The organism is Mycobacterium sp. P7213 (assembly GCF_900604305.1).
Lineage (GTDB): Bacteria > Actinomycetota > Actinomycetes > Mycobacteriales > Mycobacteriaceae > Mycobacterium.
In genome coordinates this window covers 1-20926 of the sequence record NZ_UWOA01000037.1, presented here as the reverse complement: position 1 = coordinate 20926, position 20926 = coordinate 1, and the positions used below count along the sequence as shown (strand labels likewise).

The 20926-nt window shown below is 67.3% G+C and carries 19 protein-coding genes; 6 read left to right on the top strand and 13 right to left on the bottom strand.

The window, feature by feature from the left end:
- Positions 1-29 precede the first annotated feature (29 nt).
- Both EJK91_RS14865 and EJK91_RS14860 read right to left on the bottom strand, forming a co-directional pair.
- Complete coding sequence (locus EJK91_RS14865) at positions 30-1079, bottom strand: polyprenyl synthetase family protein (RefSeq protein WP_046301279.1); 1050 nt, start codon at positions 1077-1079, stop codon at positions 30-32.
- The gene (locus EJK91_RS14860) at positions 1076-1741 is read right to left on the bottom strand and encodes a hypothetical protein (protein WP_024441224.1); all 666 of its coding nucleotides are present in this window, start codon (positions 1739-1741) and stop codon (positions 1076-1078) included. Before EJK91_RS14860 ends, EJK91_RS14865 begins: the two co-directional genes overlap by 4 nt.
- 132 nt (positions 1742-1873) lie before the next feature.
- On the opposite strand from EJK91_RS14860, the gene EJK91_RS14855 reads away from it, so the two are divergent.
- Genes EJK91_RS14855 through EJK91_RS14840 form a run of 4 tightly spaced genes read left to right on the top strand, consistent with a single transcriptional unit; the run spans position 1874 to position 9076 of the window.
- Positions 1874-3301: a hypothetical protein gene (locus EJK91_RS14855; RefSeq protein ID WP_164517974.1), complete on the top strand. Its 1428-nt coding sequence runs from the start codon at positions 1874-1876 to the stop codon at positions 3299-3301.
- A complete protein-coding gene (locus EJK91_RS14850; protein WP_052739922.1) occupies positions 3298-3801 on the top strand; it encodes a hypothetical protein in 504 nt (167 codons plus the stop codon). Before EJK91_RS14855 ends, EJK91_RS14850 begins: the two co-directional genes overlap by 4 nt.
- Positions 3798-7001, top strand: a complete 3204-nt coding sequence (locus EJK91_RS14845; protein ID WP_125079306.1) for an adenylate/guanylate cyclase domain-containing protein — start codon at positions 3798-3800, stop codon at positions 6999-7001. The genes EJK91_RS14850 and EJK91_RS14845 overlap by 4 nt, the downstream gene beginning before the upstream one ends.
- On the top strand, positions 6998-9076 hold the full coding sequence (locus EJK91_RS14840) for an FAD-dependent oxidoreductase (RefSeq protein WP_277424730.1): 2079 nt from the start codon (positions 6998-7000) through the stop codon (positions 9074-9076). The genes EJK91_RS14845 and EJK91_RS14840 overlap by 4 nt, the downstream gene beginning before the upstream one ends.
- Before the next feature lie 3 nt (positions 9077-9079).
- Here the strand turns inward: EJK91_RS14840 and EJK91_RS14835 are convergent, their stop codons facing one another.
- Complete coding sequence (locus EJK91_RS14835) at positions 9080-9778, bottom strand: sensor domain-containing protein (RefSeq protein ID WP_046301675.1); 699 nt, start codon at positions 9776-9778, stop codon at positions 9080-9082.
- A gap of 243 nt (positions 9779-10021) precedes the next feature.
- Between EJK91_RS14835 and EJK91_RS14830 the strand changes: the two genes are divergently transcribed.
- Positions 10022-10747: a DoxX family protein gene (locus EJK91_RS14830; protein WP_024441230.1), complete on the top strand. Its 726-nt coding sequence runs from the start codon at positions 10022-10024 to the stop codon at positions 10745-10747.
- A gap of 4 nt (positions 10748-10751) precedes the next feature.
- Here the strand turns inward: EJK91_RS14830 and EJK91_RS14825 are convergent, their stop codons facing one another.
- The 3 genes from EJK91_RS14825 to EJK91_RS14815 are packed head-to-tail and all read right to left on the bottom strand — an operon-like array spanning position 10752 to position 13272.
- Positions 10752-11993 carry a winged helix-turn-helix domain-containing protein gene (locus tag EJK91_RS14825; protein ID WP_125079305.1) on the bottom strand — a complete coding sequence of 414 codons (1242 nt, stop codon included), beginning with the start codon at positions 11991-11993 and terminating at the stop codon, positions 10752-10754.
- Positions 11981-12475, bottom strand: coding sequence for a dihydrofolate reductase (locus tag EJK91_RS14820; RefSeq protein ID WP_024441232.1), 495 nt, complete (start codon positions 12473-12475; stop codon positions 11981-11983). Before EJK91_RS14820 ends, EJK91_RS14825 begins: the two co-directional genes overlap by 13 nt.
- On the bottom strand, positions 12472-13272 hold the full coding sequence (locus EJK91_RS14815; protein ID WP_024441233.1) for a thymidylate synthase: 801 nt from the start codon (positions 13270-13272) through the stop codon (positions 12472-12474). The genes EJK91_RS14820 and EJK91_RS14815 overlap by 4 nt, the downstream gene beginning before the upstream one ends.
- A 97-nt stretch (positions 13273-13369) precedes the next feature.
- On the opposite strand from EJK91_RS14815, the gene EJK91_RS14810 reads away from it, so the two are divergent.
- Positions 13370-14110 (top strand): dienelactone hydrolase family protein, encoded by a 741-nt coding sequence (locus EJK91_RS14810; RefSeq protein ID WP_024441234.1) that lies wholly within the window; start codon positions 13370-13372, stop codon positions 14108-14110.
- Positions 14111-14162: 52 nt separating this feature from the next.
- Here EJK91_RS14810 and EJK91_RS14805 read toward each other — a convergent pair whose 3' ends face one another.
- From EJK91_RS14805 to EJK91_RS14775, 7 genes are all read right to left on the bottom strand, one after another.
- The gene (locus EJK91_RS14805) at positions 14163-15533 is read right to left on the bottom strand and encodes an MFS transporter (protein ID WP_024441235.1); all 1371 of its coding nucleotides are present in this window, start codon (positions 15531-15533) and stop codon (positions 14163-14165) included.
- A complete protein-coding gene (locus EJK91_RS14800) occupies positions 15530-16564 on the bottom strand; it encodes a phosphotransferase family protein (RefSeq protein ID WP_241178707.1) in 1035 nt (344 codons plus the stop codon). Before EJK91_RS14800 ends, EJK91_RS14805 begins: the two co-directional genes overlap by 4 nt.
- Positions 16557-17333 (bottom strand): SDR family oxidoreductase, encoded by a 777-nt coding sequence (locus EJK91_RS14795; protein WP_125079303.1) that lies wholly within the window; start codon positions 17331-17333, stop codon positions 16557-16559. Before EJK91_RS14795 ends, EJK91_RS14800 begins: the two co-directional genes overlap by 8 nt.
- The gene (locus EJK91_RS14790) at positions 17330-18550 is read right to left on the bottom strand and encodes an acyl-CoA dehydrogenase family protein (RefSeq protein ID WP_024441238.1); all 1221 of its coding nucleotides are present in this window, start codon (positions 18548-18550) and stop codon (positions 17330-17332) included. Before EJK91_RS14790 ends, EJK91_RS14795 begins: the two co-directional genes overlap by 4 nt.
- Positions 18551-18563: 13 nt before the next feature.
- Complete coding sequence (locus EJK91_RS14785; protein ID WP_125079302.1) at positions 18564-19385, bottom strand: SDR family oxidoreductase; 822 nt, start codon at positions 19383-19385, stop codon at positions 18564-18566.
- A 56-nt stretch (positions 19386-19441) separates the two neighbouring features.
- Positions 19442-20098 carry a TetR/AcrR family transcriptional regulator gene (locus EJK91_RS14780; RefSeq protein WP_024441240.1) on the bottom strand — a complete coding sequence of 219 codons (657 nt, stop codon included), beginning with the start codon at positions 20096-20098 and terminating at the stop codon, positions 19442-19444.
- A 9-nt stretch (positions 20099-20107) separates the two neighbouring features.
- The coding region (locus EJK91_RS14775) for a DNA recombination protein RmuC (RefSeq protein ID WP_125079301.1) at positions 20108-20926 on the bottom strand (819 nt) is incomplete at its 5' end.

The following is a 20926-nucleotide window of genomic DNA, read 5'->3' as shown; positions in this document are numbered from 1 at the left end:
GCACTCACCTTAAGCGTGCCGGGCCTGTGTCAGCGCCAACGCGCCCACACGTAGGGCACCAGCGACCGCAGGAACTCCAGATCCGGGCCGGGGCGGGCCTCGGCGAATGCCCGCTCGAAGTACTCCCGGGCCGCCAGCAGAATGCCCTCGGCGTACTGGCGGGTGAACGCGATGCTGCCGTAGTCGTCCATCAGAGTTCGCACCCGTCGCACCAGCGCGGCCGAGCGCTGTGACCGACTGCGGTGCAGATAGTCCGCGAGCAGGTCCCGATCGGGCCTCCGCGCCACGGTCAACAGATGGATCAGCGGCAGCGTCCGCTTCCCTTCGTAGAGATCGCCCAAGATCTCCTTGCCGTAGATCCGTTCGTCGCCGGCCAGGTTCAGCAGGTCGTCGCGGATCTGAAACGCGGCGCCGAAATGAAACCCGAACCGCACCAGCGGCCCCAGCTCTGCGGTGCCACGCGATCCCACGATCGCCCCCACCCGCAGCGGGTGGATGGTGGTGTACCAGCAGGTCTTGTGCAGGATCAGATTCAGATAGTCCTCGGGCCGCAGATCATCGACATTGTCGGCCTGCCAGCCCACTTCGATCGCCTGCCCCTCCAGTGTCCGCAGCGCCATGGTGTCGAACTCAGCCCACACCAGTTCGGCCAGATCACGGTCAAGCTGCCGGGTTGCTCGCCGCAGTACCTGCCCGGCGACCAATGCCAGTGCATCACCGGTGTTGATCGCCGTCGCCATGCCGTACATGGCGCCCAAAGTCGGCCTGCCCCGGCGCATTTCACTGCCATCGGCGACGTCGTCGTGGACCAGGAAGGCGTTGTGCAGCAACTCGATCGCGACGGCGACACCGAGTAACGCGTCGGTATCCGCGCCGAAAGCCCGGCCGGCGGACAGGCATAGGGCGGGCCGCAGCGCCTTGCCCGGCCGCTGGGGGTATGCCCGCAGCGGTGCATACAGCCACTTGGCGGGCTCACCGTCGGGCAGGGCGTCGAGCATGGCGCGGCGGACAATTCTGGCGACTTCACCCAAGCGCTCATCGACCCCGGCCACCGATTCGCGGTCGGCGATGTCGGTCACGACTCTTGCGCCGCGACGGTGAGCACCACGGGCAACCACAGAGCCGGGCACCCGATCGCCAGCAGGGTGCCGCGGTAGGTACCGGGGCAGACGTCGGGGCCCACGTCGACGGTGATCTGCACGCCCCGACTGGACCGTCGCGGCATCGGCACCACGGCGGGGTCGATTCGCACCGCGCCGGCGTCGATCGCGCGGCCACCGTGACCGAGCAACTCACCGCAACGCAACCGGACCGCCACGCGGTCCTCGGACTCCCGGTTGTGCAGCCACACCTCGCCGGTGGCCGAACCCGGCCCGGTAACGGACAGCGTCAATGCGTCCTTGGATGCTGATGCATCGAGTTCCAGCGCCACGGACCCGTCCGCGCCGGGTGGCCGGACCGGCTGCGACCGAAGCAGGAACTGCCCGGCCGCCGACCACCAGGCCCGGGTCAGCTGTTCCCACTGCGGCAGCCCGGTCGGCTCGGCCCCATTGCCGTGTTCGGCAGAGCCGCGGTCCGGCGAGATCTCGGCCGCTTGTGCGAATCGATCGATGATTCGGCGAGCCGCCCGGAATCCTTCAGCCTGGATGGCACTGAGGGCGCGCGCATTGGCCGCGGGATCGAAAATTGACGCCCACGGCAAATCATCGATAGTGCCGTCACCGAACGTTTTGTCAGCCACCGATTCCCTCCTTAAGGAAATCAGCCTTACTCTGCTAAAAAATACGCTTTGCCAAGCTTGCCGGTAAACGACCCGAACGCCGTATACTACCTGCTTAATCGGGAGATCGGAGGCCCAATGGTGGCGACCGATATGGCAACTGCTGCTCAATCTCTGCTGGCGCTTTACGGCGCTCTCGATCAAGCGGTCATCAACACCGGAGACCCGGAAATCGAAGCCACTGTCGAGCGTTATCTTCCGGGCAGCACCGGAGCTAATGCCGGGTGGTACGACGAATTGCTCGGCTTCCTGGGCCAGTCGCACGATTTCGACCCCGAGCGGCCCGAATCACCGGCGGTGCCCGATTTGAGCCAGGCATTGACCGTCTTGCAGAACCAGGCGACAACGCCGGCCCGGTCTCAGCCGATGACCGACGCCGGCCCCTTCGCCGCCGCCGCCGCGCCGCAGCCCGCGCAGCTGACGTCGGTTGAGTTGTCCCGCATGGTTTATGCGATCGGTGCGTTGAGTCACCTGCCGTCTTACTACCCGCCGGGTGAGTGGGACGCGGCCTTCACCCAGACTCTCGCCTTGGCCGGAGCCGGCGACGGAGCCGAACTGCTCGAGATGCTGCGCAACGAGTTCGGCGGCCGCGACGACTGGACGCAGGTGGTGTTGTCGGGTTCGTTGAACACCGACGTCGCCGTAGTCCCGCTGTGCAACGCCAAACCCAAGTGGGTGCGCGGGCGGCTGTGCGTGGTGCTGACCACGGAATTCAGCAGCACGAAGGTGTCGCTGAACGACCTGAAAGACGTCATCGACCCGCTGAACTGGGCGCGCTGCCTGCCGTTCTTCTGCGCGATGGACGCCATGCCGACCCGCCCCGACGGCTGGAGCCGGGTGCTCGAACACTTCAGCACCACCTGCGGGATCGCCGGCATGCCGCAGATGCGGACGCCGCTCAAGTACTGGAAGGGGCCCGCGGTCGGCGCCCCGGTCCCCAAACCCACGGCCTGGGTCGACTACACGCTCGACGACGACCCGGCGCCCGGGGAGCACGGCGACGGCGCCATGGTGATCGACGAAGGCTTCATCCGGATGACGTCGACAGTCGACGATCCGACGCTGCACGGTGTGCAGGTGCGCACCAGGAAAGTCGTGGGCTTCCGCAACCTGGGCTGGTTTCCCACCGCCCTGTTCGCCTGCGTGCTGGGTTACGGCGACCAGGGTGTCGAGATGTTGCTCGGCGGCGTGGCCAAGCGGGCGCAGGAGGGCCCGGCGGGTTGGACCCCGTGGCAACCGTCCACACCGACCGCCGGCCAGCAGGGTGGCCCGACGGCGCCGGCGCCCCCGGCCGAGCCGGACCCGACGCAGCGGGCGATCACGGTGGCCATCGAGATGCTCGACGAATGCATCGACGAGATGTCGCAGCGCAGCGCGGCGTTGGCCGCCAAATACGCGAGCGGCGTACCTCCGGTCGAGGAGTCGATCGCGTTCGCCGCCGATCTGACCGCCCGGCTGGTGACCGACCCGTGGCGCTACCTGCAGCGGATGCGCACTCCACCTCAGGGCGGTGGCGCATGAAAGACATCACCGAGGGCATTCACCAGTACGCGCAGCGGTCGCGACAGCTGGTCGACCAGGCCGGAGCCATCGTGCGCGACGCGGACCAGCGGATCGGCGAGGGCACGTTCGGTTCAGCACAGTGGGCGCAGTCGGTCCGCCAACTGGTCAATCTGGTTGCCACCGCGGGTTACGAGATGTCCGGCGCCGTGCTGGCGCAGTGCGGCGCGCAGTGCTCCGACGTCGAGCTCTCCGAATTTCTCGAGGCGCCGCCGGGTCCCGGATACGAGCGGGTGCTGTCGGTCGCCGCACCCTTCGTCGCCGAGGGAACCTCGTACGCGCTCCCGCCGCAGGCACTGGTGTTGGTACCGGGTGTGCTACGGCCCTATGCCACCCGATTCCGGGTGGGGGTGCGCGGGCCGACTTACGTCAGCGGCACCTATCGCGGCCGGATTCGGTTGGCCTGTCTGCCGCCCGCCACCGCACCGGCCCAGATAATGGACGTCATCGTCGACCTATGAGCGTCAGCGAGGAGCCCGCCGAGATCGACGAACTGCTGGATCACGCGATTCAAGCGGCGAACAGCGGCGACCGCGCCACCGCCAGCGCACTCGCCGAGCAGGTGCTCACCGTCGACATCGGCAACCAGGACGCCGAAGACCTGCTCTGCGCACCACTCGCGGGCTCCGGTGAACTACGCAGGCTGACGATACTTTTCGCTGATGTGGTCAACTCGACAGCATTGTCGACCCGAATCGAGCCGGAGATCTATCGGACGGTGATCGGCCGCTACCGCCAGCAGGTCGACGAGATCGTGAACCGCTATGAAGGCCACGTCTTCTCCACCAAGGGCGACGGGCTGCTCGCCGTGTTCGGCCACCCCAGCGCCCACGAGAACGACGTGCGGCGAGCGGTACAGGCCGGCCTCGACATCACCCGCGAAGTGGACCGCCTCAGCGATCGGGTGCGAGCGCGGTTCGGTTTCGACATCGCAGTCCGGGTGGGCGTGCATCGCGGCATGGTGTATCTCGATGTGGCACAGGACGACGTGTACGGACTGGGCGCCAACCTGGCCTCTCGCGTCTCAGGCCTGGCCCCGCCCGGCGGTGTCGTGGTGTCGGCGGCCGTGGCACCGTTGGTGGCCGGCCACTTCGAGCTCGAGGCCCAACCGGCTCAACCGGTCAAGGGCATCGACGAGCCGGTCGAGCACTATCGCGTCGTCAAGGAACACGTCGGCCGCTCTCGGGTTCCGCTGGGCCGGCTGGTCGGCCGCGACCTCGAGCTCACGCACCTGCGAGACGCCTGGAATCACGCCCGGCACGGTGTGTTGAGCGTTCCGGGGATCTGCTTCAGTGGCGAGGCGGGCATGGGCAAGAGCCGATTGGCCACCGCCGCAGCAGAACTGGCCGAACAGTCCGGCAGGCCGGTGCTCGCCCTGATCGGATCGCCGTTTCACGCCGACGCCGGGCTCCACCCCATTCGCACCCTGCTGGAACAGCGGGCCGGGATCGAGCGGACGACGGCACAATCCGACCGGCTGCGACTTCTCGAAGACGAGGTCACGGCGCGCGGCTTGGATCCGGTCACGATGGTGCCGTTGTTGGCTGCCGCATTGGAGATTCCGGCCGAAGGTGGCTATCAGCCCACCCGGGCCGAGGGCGCCAAGCTCTACGGGCAGGTCATCGAGGCCGTAGTCGGCTACCTACTCGCCTGCGCCGGTGCCGGGCCGGCGGTGCTGTTGGCCGAAGATCTGCAGTGGTTCGACCCATCGACACGCGATGTGGTCGCGTCGTTGCTCGCGACCGCCCCGGGAACGCTGCTCATGGTGTTGACCGCCCGCGAGCTGAACTCGCTGCCGGATCTGCCCCAGCTCAAGGTGTTCGAGCTCGCACCGTTGACGGCGACACAGACCGATGAGTTGATCGCAGTGCTGAATCCTGCCCTGCCCGGCGCCGAACGCGCCGAGGTTCAGCGGCGCTGCGACGGTGTGCCGCTCTATATCGAAGAGGTGGTCGCCAAGTTGCACGAGCAGCCGCAGGACGCGGCGGGGTGGGCGCGGGTTCCCGACGCCCTCTACGAGCCGCTGTTCTCTCGGCTTCGCGCCAGCAGCAACACGATTCAGGTGGTCGAAGCCGCCTCCACCGTCGGCAGGGAATTCGATCGCGCCATGCTCGGCGCAGTCCTCGACCTCGCAGCCGGTGATCTCGAGGATGCTGTTGCAGCCCTGGTTGCGGCGCGGGTCTTCGAGCCGGTGACCAAGGACCGCTGGCGTTTCCGGCATGAGCTGCTCCGCGAGGTCGCCTACGAGTTGCCGCCGCCCAGCGTTCGGCGCCAGCTGCATGGTCGAGTCGCCGACACCCTGGTCAGCGACTCAGACAATCCGGATTGGCATCTGGTCGCCCTGCACTACCGGGTGGCGGAGCGGTTCGAGGCCGCCGCCGACGCCCACCAGAAAGCTGCGTACGACGCCCGGCAGCGCGGTGCCCTCGACGAGGCCCGCGCCTGCCTCAGCCAGGCCATCGAACAACTCCGGCTAGCGGCGGAGGGACCGTCTCGCGATCGCCGCGAAGTGCTGTATCGGCTTCGGCGTGGCTTCCTCACCTCGGCGGTGGAAGGTACTGCCAGCCCGAAGGCGGCCAAGGACTTCGAATGCTGCCTGAAGCTCGGGGCCACCGATCCCCGACAGGACGGCTTCATGTCGACGATGACTGCGTTGTGGGCCTACTACCTGCCCCGTGGCGACCTGCGCCGCGCCCTGCGCGTGGCCGAGTACGCCAGATCGAAGCGACCCGATGAGCGGAAGTGGTTCGGTCCGACAAACGCCGCGGCGTTCGGCATGGTCGCCTGGTTTCTTGGTGACTTCGGCAAGGCCCGAGCGCTGTTGGAGCAGGCCGTCGCGGAGATGAAGGAAGCGCCCCTGCCCGATTTCGAATCTCTGTGGTTCATTCCCAGCGATGCGCTCGCTTCCATGCACATGCACTTGGCGATGGCACGATTCGTCCAAGGCGATCTCACCGGCGCCGACGAGCAGTTATCCGAAACCGTCAGGCGGGCAGAAGATATCGGCTTCCCGCAAGGCCCATTCAGCCACTGCTACCAACGATTCACCGAGATCTACATGTGCATGGAGGCCGGCCTACTCGAACGCGCCGGCGAGGTGGTGACGGTACTGGCTGCGCAGGCCGAGCGGCACGGATTCGAGTACTGGACGATGATCGCGGCCAATCAGCGCGGCGCCGTCGACGCGTTGTCGGCGCTGGCGGGCGAGCACACCGACCCAGCCCGGTTGGCACCCCACATCGCGACGATGACCGAAATCGGTTCTGCCTTGCGGGCGGCCGAGGTCAAGCTGTTCTCTACCTACTACGACGGGGTACTGGCCCGGCTGCTGATTGCCGTCGGCGACACCGCGCAGGCCCACGAATGCCTCAACGGCGCGCTGGCGTTGGCCGATGAGACCGCGGTCAACTTCTACCGCGCCGAATTGCTGCGGATACGGTCACACACCCGCGGTGACGCCGCGGCACGCGACAGCGATCTGCGCTGCGCCATCGAGACGGCACGCCGGCAGGCGGCGCACATCTACGAACTGCGCGCGGCGATGGATCTTGTCGACCTGCAGGGGGATTCCGCACGTGACCTGTTGACCGGCGCCATGACGCACTTCCTCGCCGATTCCGACTGGCCGGAGCTGGATCGAGCCAGAACGCTGCTCAGGTGAGTCCGCCGGGTGGCAAGGTAGCCATCCTGGGCGGAGGCATGGCCGCGCTGAGTGCCGCCTGGCGGCTTAGCGAACCCGGTTGGCGAGACCGCTTCGACTCCATCACCGTCTATCAACGCGGTTGGCGCCTCGGCGGAAAGGGAGCTTCCAGCCGTGGCCGGCACGGACGCATCGAAGAGCACGGCCTGCATATCTGGCTGGGCTCTTATCAGAACGCCTTCGCCCTGCTTCGCGAGTGCTACACCGAACTCGACCGGGCCACAACTGATCCGGCAGCACCGATCCGCACTTGGGACCAAGCGCTGATTCCGGCGGACAACGTGGGGCTGGCCGACCGGCTCGGCAGCGAGTGGTTGATCTGGTTGGGCACCTTCACCCGAACCGACGGGTCACCCGGCGCACCCGGCGGCACTGGCCGGGTGATGACGGTGGTGGAGTTCACCGTCCGGGCACTGCGCCTCGTTCGCGATTTCGCCGAATCGCTGCGCGGTAACACCGCGCCCGGAATCACGTTGTCCGTCCACCCGGAGCCGCCGCCCACGCAGCGATGGATCGAGGCGGTGACCGATGCGGCCGCGGCAGTACTGCTCGCCCTGGGCGATCCGCAGGCCGCCGGCGCCGGCCTGCCCGGGAAGGTCGACGGCGCGGTGGCGGCGGTGCGCGCCGCCCTGGACTATGAGCGACGGCCCGACCACCGGCGGTCCTGGCTGCTGCTCTCGCTGATGACCGCGGTGATCCGCGGAATCCTCGCCGACCACCTGGTCACCGACCCGCGCGGAATGCGGGCGATCAACGACGAAGATTTCAACGACTGGATCCTGCGCCACGGCGCGCACCCCGATGTCACCGAATTCGCTTTGGTACGTGGCATGTACGACCTGGTGTTCGGGTACCGCGACGGCGATCCCGACCAGCCCGCGTTCGCCGCGGGGCTGGCGGTGTTTCTGACCGGCCAGGTGCTGTTCGGCTACCACGGGTCGATCTTCTGGAAGATGACCGCCGGAATGGGCGACGTCGTCATCGCTCCGCTGTACCAGGCGTTGCGGCGTCGCGGTGTCACCTTCGAGTTCTTCCACCGCCTCGATGCCCTCCACCTGGACGCCGCGCGACGAGCAGTCGACACCATCACGCTGGGGCGCCAACTGCACCTGGCCGACGGCCTGACAAGCTACGAGCCGTTGACCACGGTGCGGGGGCTGCCGGTGTTCCCCAGCACGCCGCTGACCAACCAATTGGCGGCACCTGACCAGGTCCCCCCCGATGGTTGGCATGCGCTGGAAACGCACTGGTCGGACTACCCCGACGCCGAGTCACGGGTGCTGCGTAGGGGTGTCGACTTCGATCACGCCGTCCTGGCCGTATCCCTGGGCATGCTGCCGGTGGTCGCCACCGAGCTGATCGAAGACCGGCCCGAGTGGCGACGGATGACCACGGAGGTCCGCACCGTCGCCACCCAGGCCTTCCAGATCTGGTTGCGCCCGGATGAACCGGCACTGGGCTGGCAGGAGCCCGGCGTGACGCTCAGTGCCTACGTTCCCCCGTTCGAGACGTGGGCCTCCATGCCGCAGACGCTGTGGGCCGAAGACTGGCCCGAGCATGATCGCCCCGGCACAGTGGCCTACTTCTGCGGCACCCTGGATGCGGCGTGGCCCACCGATGAGACCGGTCCGGGCTACCTGCACCGACATCGGCAGCAGGTTCGGGGACAAGTCGCCCACCACCTCGACCGTCACCTGCACCGGTTCCTTCCCGGCGCCGTCAGCGAAGCAGGCTTCGACTGGCGGTTACTCAGCGGGTCCGACGGCGAAACCGACTGCGCAGCATTGGAAACCCAGCACATCAGCGTGAATGTCGATCCCTCGGACCGGTATGTGCAGTCGATCCCGGGAACCGACCGGTACCGGTTGCGCCCCGACGAAAGCGGCTATGACAACCTGGTTCTGGCCGGCGACTGGACCGACTCCGGCATGAACGCCGGGTGCATCGAAGCGGCCGTCATGTCTGGACTGCAGGCCGCGAACGCCCTGGCGGGGCGACACCGATACCACCGCATTCGGGGCCTATACCTGCCCTGAACGTCAGCGGTTGGGCACTTTGGCTGCGATCTGCCCAGCGATGACCACCGCGGTGTTCTTGGGATCCGCGCTGCAGGTGTTGACGTCAATCACGACGTTGTTGGCCACGGTCAGCGCCCGCCCGCAGGCCCAGCTCACCTCGTTGCCGGCATTGTCTTGGGTCGCGACGGTGCTGAGCATGCCGTCGGCGTTGACGATGGGGCCGGCGATCCAGGTGGTGCCGCTCTGCACATGGCTGTATTCATGGCAGGCCGGCCATTGCCGGGTGGCGTGGGCAAGAAATGCGGCGGCTTGCTTGGCCGACGGAAACGCCACTACGGCCTGTTCGGCGAAGTGTTCGAAATCGTCGCCCTCACTGAGCGTCTGGTCCCGCACTGCGATGTAGCCGCTGTCGGCGTATACCGGCTCCTGAGCCGCACCGTCGATCGCCAGGCACTCTTGAGGTTGCATGGTGGCGCTGTCGTCCGACAGGGCGGTATGGGTGCGGGTGACGGCCATGTCGGTCGCCTCCATGATCGGGTTGATCTGCTCGGGGCTGAGCAAAAGAGCGCGCAGGGCGTCCTCAGCGACGGGCGCTGCCGTCACGGTGGCGGTTGGCACCGACGATGTGGTGCTCGACACGACTTTGAGTTCGTGACTTCCACATCCGGCGGCCAGCACCGCACCCCCGACAACAAGCCCCCACGCAGAAGAAACCCGCATACAACCACCCCGACAACGCCCGACCCCGGATCGGCACGCCAGTCATCAGCGCGGCCGATCAACTCCCGGTCGCCACCCTAGCGCCGGCGGCCGAGATTCGCCGGTGACGACCGGTCCGCCCACCTCGACGTTGACGGTCGACGTTTACGGCGTAAGCCCCAACGGGTATCCCGAGCCAAGGCCGCTGCGGAATCAGGCACGCGAGCGTGCCGAACAGTAATCCGACCGGCGATAGGGGCCCCAGTGTTGCTACGGAAGATCGCACGTCCACTGCTCGCGGCAGCGTTTATCGGTCAAGGCGTGGACGCGTTGCGCCGGCCGCAGCAAGCCGGGCAGGCGGCGCGTCCAGCGTTCGACGGCCTCAAACAGTTACCCGACGAGGTAGCGGCCAAGGTGCCTTCCGATGTCGAAGCATTCGCCAAGGCGAACGCGCTGGCACAGATCGGTGGCGGCGTCCTGCTGGCCAGCGGCAGGCTGCCACGGGTTGCGGCTGCGGTGCTGGCATGCACGGTCATTCCAGGGAGCGCCGGGGCGCACATGTTCTGGACGGAATCCGACCCCGAACGCAAGAACGAACAACGCAAAGCGTTCTTGACCGACGTCAGCCTGATCGGCGGATTGTTGATCGCGGCCGCCGACACCGAAGGAAAGCCTTCGCTGGGCTGGCGGGCCCGTCGCGCCTATCGTCGCGCAACCGACGCCTTGCCCACTTCCTCCGGCGATGCCGTGCTGGAGACCGTCGGTGAGAAGGTGAGCACGAGCCTGCTCGCCGGCGTGGAGCATGGCCGCGAGCTGGCCGAGGCAGTCGGGGAAAAGGCCGGACCGTTACTGGAGTCGGCCGGCGAACGGGGAACACAGCTCGCGGAAGTCGCCGCGGACCGGGGAACCGAGCTGGCGCACGCGGCCCGCGACGGTGCGATCACGCTCGCCGACAGCGCCCGCCGCCGCATGCGCCGGCACCTCCCCTAGTCCGTCACGCGCGGGTGACGTCCGCGGGGCCGGGAAGCACCCGCCGGCGCAACTCGGCCACCAGATCCCCGCGATCCCCGACGCTGACCTGACTCAACCCGAGCCAGGACGCCATCGACCACAGTTCGGTGGCCAGTGCCTCGGCCACCCGTTCGCGTGGTTGCCCCGCTTCGGCGAATGCCCCGATGACGTGCAGCACCCCCTGTTGCCGATCGGCTTTGAGGTCGACCCGGCCGACAAGCTCACCGTCCAGCAGGAGTGGCCACACGTAGTAGCCGTACTGGCGTTTGGGCGCCGGGGTGTAGATCTCGATGCGGTAGTGAAAGCCGAACAGTCGCTGCACCCGCGGCCGGAAGAAGATCAGTGGATCGAATGGGCACAGCAGCGCGGTGCCGCGATCGGTTCGCGGAATCGCCTGCCCGGCACGCAGATAGGCCGCGGTGTCCCAACCATCGACTGCCACCGGTTCCAACTCGCCGGCCGCCACCAACGCGGCGATCGCGGGTTTGACCTGGGTGGCCGACAGCCGGAAGTAGTCGCGCAGGTCGGCCTCGGTGGCTATGCCCAGAGCGCTCGCGGCGCGGCGGACCAGCTCACGGATCGCCTCGTCGTCATCGACCTGAACAGCCAGCACCTGCGGTGGCAGCACGTTCTCCACCAGGTCGTAGTGCCGGGCGAACCCGACCCGGGTGGCGGTGGTGAGCACCCCCGCAGCGAACAGCGCCTCGGCCACCCATTTGGTGTCGCTGCGGTTCCACCACGGCCCCTTGCCGGCCCGCCCGGACGCGGCAGCCAGGTGCTCTTCGATCTGACCGGCGGTGGCCGGACCCAGTTCGCCGACCGCGGCGGTGACGTCGGTGACCAGTTGCGGGTTGGCCCGCACGATGGCCGACCCCCACCGGCCATGGGGCCACTGCCGCATCCGCCAGCGCAACAGCGGCCAGTCTTCGACGGCCATCAGCGCCGCTTCGTGCGCCCAGTACTCGACCAGCAGCCGCGGCGAACGGGCGCTGTGGCTCCATGCGGCTCGGTCCAGCACGGTGCGGTCATAGGGCCCGAGCCGGCTGAACACCGGCGCGTAGTGGGCGCGTACCGCCACCGAGACGGAGTCCAGCTGCAGTACCTGTATGCGGGAGATCAGCCGTTTCAGGTGCGCCCGGGTGACCGTGGCAGTGGGTTTGGGATCTGTGAAGCCCTGTGCGGCAACGGCGATCCGGCGCGCCTGCGCGGCGGTCAGGACTGGCACGAAGTCCGGTGGTAGGTCAGATAGCGGTACCGCAGTCCGGTTCGGCTGGTCAGCCACTCCCCCGTGCTGGCCTGCCAAGACTGATCGAGTACCGGCGCCACGGCGTCACCGTCCTGCACCGGCAGGTCGATGTCGACCTCGGTCACTTCGCAGCAGCCGGCCAGCGGCAGCGCCAACGCGTAGATCTCGGCTCCACCGACCACCCAGATGTCGTCACCCTGCAGGGCCTGATCCAGGGTCCCTACCACGGTGGCACCGTCGGCGACATAGCCCGGGTCCCGCGTGAGCACGACGTTGCGCCGATCCGGCAAAGGCCGGACCTTGGCCGGCAGCGACTCCCAGGTCAGCCGCCCCATCACCACGGTGTGGCCCACGGTGAGCTGCTTGTAGCGGGCCTGATCCTCGGGCACCCGCCAGGGAATGCCGCCGGCCCGCCCGATCACCCCGGACTTCGATTGAGCCCAGATCAAACTGATCGTCATACCGCCACGGGCGCCTTGATTGCGGGGTGCGGGTCGTAGTCGCGGATCTCGATGTCGTCGAAGGTGTAGTCGAAGATCGATTCACGCGGCGCCAGAACCAATTGCGGATACGGACGCGGCTCGCGACTCAGTTGTTCGGTGACCTGGTCGACGTGATTGTCGTAGATGTGGCAGTCGCCGCCCGTCCAGATGAACTCCCCGACGCCCAGCCCGGACTGCGCAGCCATCATGTGGGTCAGCAGCGCATAGCTGGCGATGTTGAACGGCACGCCGAGGAACAGATCTGCGCTGCGCTGATAGAGCTGGCAGGACAGCTTGCCGTCGGCGACGTAGAACTGGAACAGCGCGTGACAGGGGGCCAGCGCCATCTGGCCGATCTCGCCGACGTTCCACGCCGAAACGATGATGCGGCGAGAATCCGGATCGGTGCGCAGCAGGTGCAGCGCGGCAGAGATCTGGTCTACGTGCTCACCCGCCGGAGTCGGCCACGACCGCCACTGCACTCCGTAGACCGGACCGAGATCTCCTGTCTCAGAGGCCCATTCATCCCAGATGGTGACGCCATGCTCGTTAAGCCAGGCGATGTTGGAGTCACCGCGCAAAAACCACAGCAGTTCATAGATCACCGACTTCAGGTGCACCTTTTTGGTGGTGATCAGCGGGAATCCGGCGGCCAGGTCATAACGCAACTGGTGGCCGAAGAGGCTGCGCGTGCCGGTACCGGTGCGATCCGCCTTCGGTGTTCCCTCGGCCAAAACGAGCCGCAACAGGTCCTCGTACGGGGTCGCGATCGACACGGCGCCTAGCTTAGCGGCGATCACAAAGCGTGGCGAAGCCACGCGCCGCGGGTCGCCGCATTGAGTCAAACGTTCATAGCGGAGTACAACGGAGGCCATGCCCACGATCACCGACACCATCACCACGCCCGACGGGGACTGCCCGGTTCGTCTGTTCACTCCGGAGGGCGCTGGGCCCTGGCCCGGCGTTGTCATGTATCCCGATGCGGGCGGGGTGCGGCCGACCTTCGACGAGATGGCCGCCGAACTGGCCGGTTACGGCTACGCCGTGCTGCTTCCCGATGTGTACTACCGGCACCCCGACTGGGCCCCGTTCGACATGGCGACGGTGTTCGCCGACGCCAAGGAGCGCGGTCGGCTGTTCTCGATGATCGGCGACGTGACCCCGGACCGGATGGCCACCGACGCGCAGGCGTTCTTCGACTATCTGGCCGGCCGGCCCGAAGTCCGCGGCGAGAAATTCGGGGTGTGCGGCTACTGCATGGGTGGACGTACCTCGGTCGTGGTCGCCGGACGCGTGCCCGACCGGGTGGCAGCGGCCGCGTCGTTCCATGGTGGTGGACTGGTCACCGACTCCGCCGACAGCCCCCACCTGCTGGCCGATCAGATGACGGCCACCGTCTATGTGGCCGGCGCCGAGAACGACGCGTCGTTCACCAAGGCGCATGCCACAGCCCTGGACGAGGCGCTGAGCGCCGCGGGCGTCCCGCACACCGTCGAGTTCTACCCGGCCGCGCACGGCTTCGCCGTGCCCGACAACGGGCCCTATGACGCCGACGCCGCGGCCCGGCACTGGGCGGCGATGCGGGACGTCTTCGGAGTCGCGCTCGGCGGTTAGCGAGGCTCGACGAAGGAGAGGCGAAGCTGGACCGCCGAAACAGCCCCGGCAATTAGACGTCCACGAGTTCGGCGTCCTTGGTCTCCTGCATGGCCAGCAGAGCCACGAACGAGCACGCGGCCGCGATGGACAGATAGCCGCCCACCCAGACAACGCCGTAACTGGTGGCCAGCCAGGTGGTGATGAACGGCGCCACCGCCGCGCCCAGGATGCTCGCCGCGTTGTAGGCGACACCCGAACCGGTGTAGCGGACATTGGTCGGGAACAGTTCGGGCAGTACCGCGCTCATCGGCCCGAACGCCAAGCCCATCAACGTCATACCGATGATCAGAAAAGCCAGCGTCACGCCGACGGACGCGGTCGGATTCAGGAATACGCCGAAGGTGGCCCCGTACACCATGATCCCGGCGGTGAAGGCCAACAGCAGCGGGCGCCGGCCGAAGTGGTCGGCCAGCCTGCCGACGATCGGCAGTACCGCCACGAAGAACAGCACGGCGATCAGCTGCAGCCCGAGGAACTCGGCGTAGCCATAACCCAACCCCACACCCTCGGGGGGACGCTTAGCGGTCCCGTAGCTCAGGCTCCAGGTCGTCACGGTGTAGAAGAGCGTGTAGGGCACCACCATCGCCAGCGTGCCGATGACCAGCCGGCGCCAGCTGCCCCGCAGCAGCACTGCGATCGGAGCATTCACCGGCGCACCGGTGGCCTTTGCCTGCGCGAACACCGGAGTTTCGGTGAGCCGCAGCCGGACGTACAGTCCGACGGCCACCATCACGGCGCTCAGCAGGAACGGAATGCGCCAGCCCCAGGTGAGAAAGGGCCCGGTCCCGTCTACCCCGGGGTTGGACTGTCCCAGCCACAGGAACAGGATCAGAAAGATCGTGGTGGCCAGCAGGTAGCCCAGGGGCGCACCCAGTTGCGGCCAGATTCCCGCCGTCGCCCGCCGGCCGGGTTTGGCGGTTTCGGTGGCCAGCAGCGCAGCACCGCTCCATTCACCGCCGAGCGCCAGGCCCTGGCAGAACCGCAGGGCGGCCAGCAGTACCGGGGCGAGCAGGCCAATGTGGTGGTAGGTGGGCAGCACGCCGATCAGGAAGGTGGCGACGCCCATGAGCAACAAGGAGGCCACCAGAGTGGATTTGCGACCCAGCCGATCACCGAAGTGACCGAACAGGATTGACCCGACCGGTCGGGCCACGAACGCCAAGCCGAACGTTGCCAGCGAAGCCAGCAGCGCCGCAGTGGGATTGCCCTTCGGGAAGAACAGGTGCGGGAAGACGGTGACCGCGGCGGCAGCGTAGACGTAGAAGTCGTAGAACTCGATCGTGGTACCGACCATCGCCGCCACCGCGATCCTGCGGCGCGGCACACCGTCGACAAGGTCCGCCCCGCCGGCGGCCGCGCCGGCGCGATACGACGTGCTCATCTGGCGATGCCCGCCTCGTCGGCGACCTCACGCGCCTTGTCCACCAAAGCGTCGATCCACGCGGTGATCGGGGTACCCGCAGCGGCCTTGTTCGCCGGATTGTCGAGCACCCGCCGCACGATTCCCTCAGCGATGATGGCGACCTTCCACAGTCCCAGTGCATGCCAATACTGCAGTGTCGCCGCGTCGCGCCCGGTCTCTTCGAGATATACCCGGGCCAGCTCCGCGCGGTCCGGGAAACCCTCCAGGGTGCTGATGACGAACTCCCCGGCGATGTGCTCTTCACCCACCTGCGGCCAGTAGGCCAGCAGGCTGCCCATGTCGGCCAGCGGGTCGCCCAGGGTGGACAACTCCCAGTCCAGCACCGTGATCACCTCACCGGTCTGCGGCGAGGTGATCACGTTGCGCAGGTGGAAGTCCCCGTGCACGAGCGTCAGTTCCTGCTGCTGCGGCACGGCATCGGTCAGCCGCCGGGTCAGGTCATCGAGTGCCGGTAACTCGCGCGTCTTGGACTTCTCCCACTGCCCGGCCCACCGTTTGAGCTGACGCTGGGCGTACGGCTTGTGGCTGGCCAGATCATCCAGGCCCACCGCGGTGATGTCGACGGCGTGAATCTTGGCCAGGGTCTTAGGCATCGACAGCCCGATCTGTCGGCGCCGTTCCGGGGAGAGCGACTGCGCTACCGACATCCGGTCTGCCACCACGCCGTCGACGAACTCCATCAGCAGTAGCGGCGTGCCTTCGGAGTCGCGGGTCAGCCCGTACACCTGCGGTGTGGGGACTTCGGTATCGCCCAGTGCCGCAAGGATTCGTGCTTCCCGGGCCACGTCGTGGGCCGAGGCCAGCAGCGTTCCCAATGGGGGCCGGCGCAGCACCCAGCTGTGACCGGCGTCGTCGAACACCCGGTAGGTCAGATTGGACTGTCCGATACCGACCCGCTCGAAGCTCAGCGGCCCGGCCACTGGCAGGCCCAGCTCGGTGATCCACGCGGTCGCAGCCGCCGGATCGATGCCCAGTGGCTCGTCAGCCACCTGAACCTCCCCGGAATCCTGTTGCGTCACCAAGGATCTGACCGCCGTCCATGACCAGGGTCTGCCCGGTGATCCAGCTCGCCGCATCGGACACCAGGAACAACACGGCGTCGGCCACGTCGACCGGCTCGCCGATCCGGCCCAGCGGTATACCGGTCGACAATCCCTGCTCGTGTTCCTTCCACAGCACCTCGGCCAGCTTAGTGCGCACGACGCCGGGACAGATCGCGTTGACCCGGATCCCCGGGGAGAGTTCCAGCGCAAGCTGTTTGGTGACGTGGATCAACGCCGCCTTGGTGGCGTTGTACATGCCCATCAGCGGCGCGAAACTCATCCCGCCGATGGAAGCCGTGTTCACCACCACACCGCCGTGGTCGCCCATCCATGCCTTGACCGCGCATGACGTCCACAGCAGCGGCCCCCACAAGTTGACATCGAAGATCTTGGCGAACCGGGCGTGGTCCTGGTCGATCAACGGCCCGAACGCCGGGTTGGTGCCGGCGTTGTTGACCAGGATGTCGACAGTGCCGAATCGTTCCAGGGTGGTGTTGATGCAGCGCTGGGCAGCCTCGTCGTCGGCGACGTGGGCGGCCACACCCAACGCGTTGCCGTTGACCTGGGCCGCCGCCGCATCGGCGCTCTCCTGATCGCGTGAGGTCAGGACCACATTGGCGCCCGCTTCGGCGAGTCGCTGCCCGATCGCCAACCCGATCCCCCGCGACCCGCCGGTGATGATCGCGGTGCGCCCCGTCAAGTCCGGTGCCGTCATCGAGCGTTCTCGCGATACTTACCCAGCTCCTGGCGCGCGATGGCGCGCTTGTGCACCTCGTCGGGGCCGTCGGCGAGCCTCAGTGTGCGCAGGTGGGCCCAGAAGCCGGCCAGCGGGAAGTCTTCGGTGACTCCGCCGGCGCCGTGCACCTGGATGGCCCGGTCGACGATCTTGAGTGCGATGTTGGGTGCTGCGACCTTGATCGCTGCGATCTCGACCTGCGCTGCCTTGTTGCCGACGGTGTCCATCAGGTACGCGGTCTTGAGCGTCAGCAGCCGGATCATCTCGATGTCGATGCGCGCCTCGGCGATCCAGTCACGGATGTTGGCGTTGTCCGAGACCGGCCGGCCGAAGGCGATCCGGGACTGGGCGCGCCTGCACAGCAGCTCCAAGGCCCGCTCGGCCATGCCGATGGCCCGCATACAGTGGTGGATGCGGCCGGGACCGAGTCGGGCCTGGGCGATGGCGAACCCCTCGCCCTCGCCCTTGAGCACGTCCTTGGCGGGCACGCGTACGTCTTTGAAGTCGATCTCAGCGTGGCCCTCGCGGTCCTGGTAACCGAAGACCGGCAGTCCACGCATGACGGTGACGCCCGGTGCGTCGATGGGGACCACCATCATCGACTGCTGGCGGTGGGTAGCGGTGTTCGGATCGGTCTTGCCCATCACGATCATCACCTTGCAGTTCTGATGCAAGGCGTTGGACGCGAACCATTTCCGGCCGTTCAGCACGTAGCCGTCACCGTCGCGCACCATCGACAGCTGGACATTGGTGGCATCGGAGCTGGCCACCTGCGGCTCGGTCATCGCGAAGGCCGAACGGATGGTGCCCTCCAGCAGCGGCTTGAGGTATTTCTCCTTGTGTTCGTCGCTGCCGAACAGCGTGAACACCTCCATGTTGCCGGTGTCGGGCGCGCTACAGTTGCAGGCTTCCGGCGCCAGATGCGGGCTCCGGCCCATGATCTCGGCCAGCGGCGCGTATTCGAGGTTGGTCAGCCCCGGCCCCCATTCCGGGTGGGGGTGAAACAGATTCCACAGGCCGCGCTCACGCGCTTGGGCCTTCAGCTCCTCCAGGATCGGGGGCTGGAAGTGCGGGTTGCCGGCTTCGGCCATCTGCGTCTCGTAGACCGCTTCGGCCGGATAGACGCACTCGTCCATGAACTCCAGCAGATCGGTCTGGTATTTCTTTGCGCGCTCGGATATTTCGAACAGGGACATACAGGCTCCTCACCTAGGAATTTTCGGAGTCGAGCAGGCCGCGCTGGTAGCGGCGCATGCCGCGCAACCAGCGGTCGTAGTCGCCTGCCTTGTGCCGGAACATCTCCAGCACCACGGGGTGCGGCAGGATCAGGAAGCGCTCGTCATCGATGGCGGCGAGCACCTCGGCGGCAACGTCCGCGGGCTCCAGCACCTCGCCGGCGGTGGTGACCGCACGGGTGGCCAGGTCGCCCAGCGGGTCCCCGGATTGCTCACCGGCGTAGAGCAACTTGGTGTTGACACCCATCGGGCACAGGCAGCTGACCCGCACACCCTGGTCGCCGTAGGTGATGTTGAGCCACTCGGCGAATCCGACAGCCGCATGCTTGGTCACCGAGTAGGTGGCGGCGCCGAGTTGGGTGAGTAGTCCGGCGGCTGATGCGGTGGAGACGAAATATCCCTCCCCGCGGCGCACCCAGTCGGGGATCAGCAGCTGCGCGGCGCGGATGTGCGAGCGCAGGTTGACGTCGATGGCCTGGTCCCAGTCGGCCTCGCCGGGCAGGCCGGGGGCACCGGTGATTCCGGCGTTGGCGAAGTAGAAGTCCACCGGGCCGTAGCGCTCCTGCGCCAAAACGATCAGCTCACGAATGGTCTCGGTGTTGGAGACGTCGCCGCCATGACCGATTGCGGCACCGGGATGCGCGGCGCTGATCTCCTCGGCTACCGCCGCCGCGGCGTCCGCGTCGAGGTCGGCCACCACCACTTTGGCTCCGGCCTCGACCAGCGCCGCGGCCAGTGCGCCGCCGATACCGCCACCGCCACCGGTGACGATTGCGACCCGCTCGGCAACCTTCATAAGCGACGTCCCCGTTCTTCAGTGCGCAGCGGCAGTGACATTAGTTGAATCCGATCTCATATTCGATTACTGACGGAGCGGAACTGCAGGGCGTTTGCCCACAACCGGGTGACTGTGGCGACCAGAGTCTCGAAGTCGGCGCCTGACGCGTGCTCGGCCTCCTCGCCGACGAAGGTGCCGTAGGCGAGCCTGCTGACCATTCCCGACAGCGCCCGCGACGCCAGCAGCGGATCGACATCGGCGCCGGCGATGCCCCGCTTCTGCAGATCGGCGATGCCGGCGGCGTTGCGCTGCACGAACGCGTCGGCTCGCCGCGCACGGAAGGCGCGGAACTTCGGGTCGATCTGGGCCACCTGTTCGAGCAGCCCCATCAACTGGGCATTGCGACGATACGCCTCGAGGTAAGCGCGATTGCTCGCCTCCAGCACCGCAAAGGGATCGTCGGAATCGCTCACCCGGCCCATGCCCGGATGCATCATGTCCTGCTGGGCCTGTTCGAGGACCGCGGCGAAGATCTCCTCTTTGTTCGCGAAGTAGGTGTAGAAAGACCCGGTCGCACACCCGGCGGCCTTGGTGATGTCGGTCAGCTTGGCGTCGAGGTAGCCGTCCCGTTCGAAGACCTTGCGGGCCGCGGCGACCAGCCCCGCCCGGGTGCGCGCCCCGCGCACCGTTGCCGGCAACTGGCGGGCCGGGGCGGCCGGGACGGCATCCATCCGGGCAGACTAACTGAATTCGATGTCAACTTCACTGACTTCTTCGGTACCGCCGCCGAGTTCACCGAGCATGGCGTCGGCCTCTGATTCGGGCAGCGACTCCACCCCGCGCAGCTTGCGTTCGATGGCCCGGGTGCGGACTCCGGCGGTGTCGATGGTGTTGCGGGCGGTGTCGAGCTGCTTGCGGGTCTTCTCCAGCACCGCCGCGAATTTTCCGAACTCGGTCTTGACCGCGCCGAGCACCTGCCAGACCTCGCTGCTGCGCTGTTCGATCGCCAGGGTGCGAAAGCCCATGCGCAGGCTGTTGAGCAGCGCAGCCAGCGTGGTCGGGCCGGCCAGGGTGACGTTGTACTTGGCCTGGATCTGCTCGAACAACCCCGGCTGGCGCAGCACCTCGGCATACAGACTCTCGGTGGCCAGGAACAGGATCCCGAAGTCGGTGGTGTGCGGCGGATCGAGGTACTTGTCGTGGATGTCGCAGGCCTCGGCTTCGATCCGCCGGATCAGCGCTTGGCGTGCCGCGGCCTCCCCCACGCTGTCGGCGTGTTCCTGCGCGTCCAGCAGTCGCTCGAAATCCTCACGCGGAAACTTGGCGTCGATCGGCAACAACACCTCGCGCGCGCCGGTGGCTCCCGGCAACCGGATCGCGAATTCCACCCGGGCGCTCGACCCCGGCACCGTGATGACGTTGGTGGCGTACTGCTCGGGCGTCAGCGTCTCGGCCAGCAGGGCGGCCAACTGCGTCTCGCCGAAGATGCCGCGCGTCTTGACGTTGGTCAGCACCCGCTTCAGATCCCCCACCCCGGTGGCCAGCGTCTGCATCTCCCC

Coding starts and splice junctions, on each gene's coding strand:
- EJK91_RS14855 (WP_164517974.1), top strand. CDS start 1,874: ATGGCAACTGCTGCTCAATCTCTGCTGGCGCTTTACGGCGCTCTCGAT.
- EJK91_RS14850 (WP_052739922.1), top strand. CDS start 3,298: ATGAAAGACATCACCGAGGGCATTCACCAGTACGCGCAGCGGTCGCGA.
- EJK91_RS14845 (WP_125079306.1), top strand. CDS start 3,798: ATGAGCGTCAGCGAGGAGCCCGCCGAGATCGACGAACTGCTGGATCAC.
- EJK91_RS14835 (WP_046301675.1), bottom strand. CDS start 9,778: ATGCGGGTTTCTTCTGCGTGGGGGCTTGTTGTCGGGGGTGCGGTGCTG.
- EJK91_RS14820 (WP_024441232.1), bottom strand. CDS start 12,475: ATGACGATCAGTTTGATCTGGGCTCAATCGAAGTCCGGGGTGATCGGG.
- EJK91_RS14810 (WP_024441234.1), top strand. CDS start 13,370: ATGCCCACGATCACCGACACCATCACCACGCCCGACGGGGACTGCCCG.
- EJK91_RS14805 (WP_024441235.1), bottom strand. CDS start 15,533: ATGAGCACGTCGTATCGCGCCGGCGCGGCCGCCGGCGGGGCGGACCTT.
- EJK91_RS14795 (WP_125079303.1), bottom strand. CDS start 17,333: ATGACGGCACCGGACTTGACGGGGCGCACCGCGATCATCACCGGCGGG.
- EJK91_RS14790 (WP_024441238.1), bottom strand. CDS start 18,550: ATGTCCCTGTTCGAAATATCCGAGCGCGCAAAGAAATACCAGACCGAT.
- EJK91_RS14785 (WP_125079302.1), bottom strand. CDS start 19,385: ATGAAGGTTGCCGAGCGGGTCGCAATCGTCACCGGTGGCGGTGGCGGT.
- EJK91_RS14780 (WP_024441240.1), bottom strand. CDS start 20,098: ATGGATGCCGTCCCGGCCGCCCCGGCCCGCCAGTTGCCGGCAACGGTG.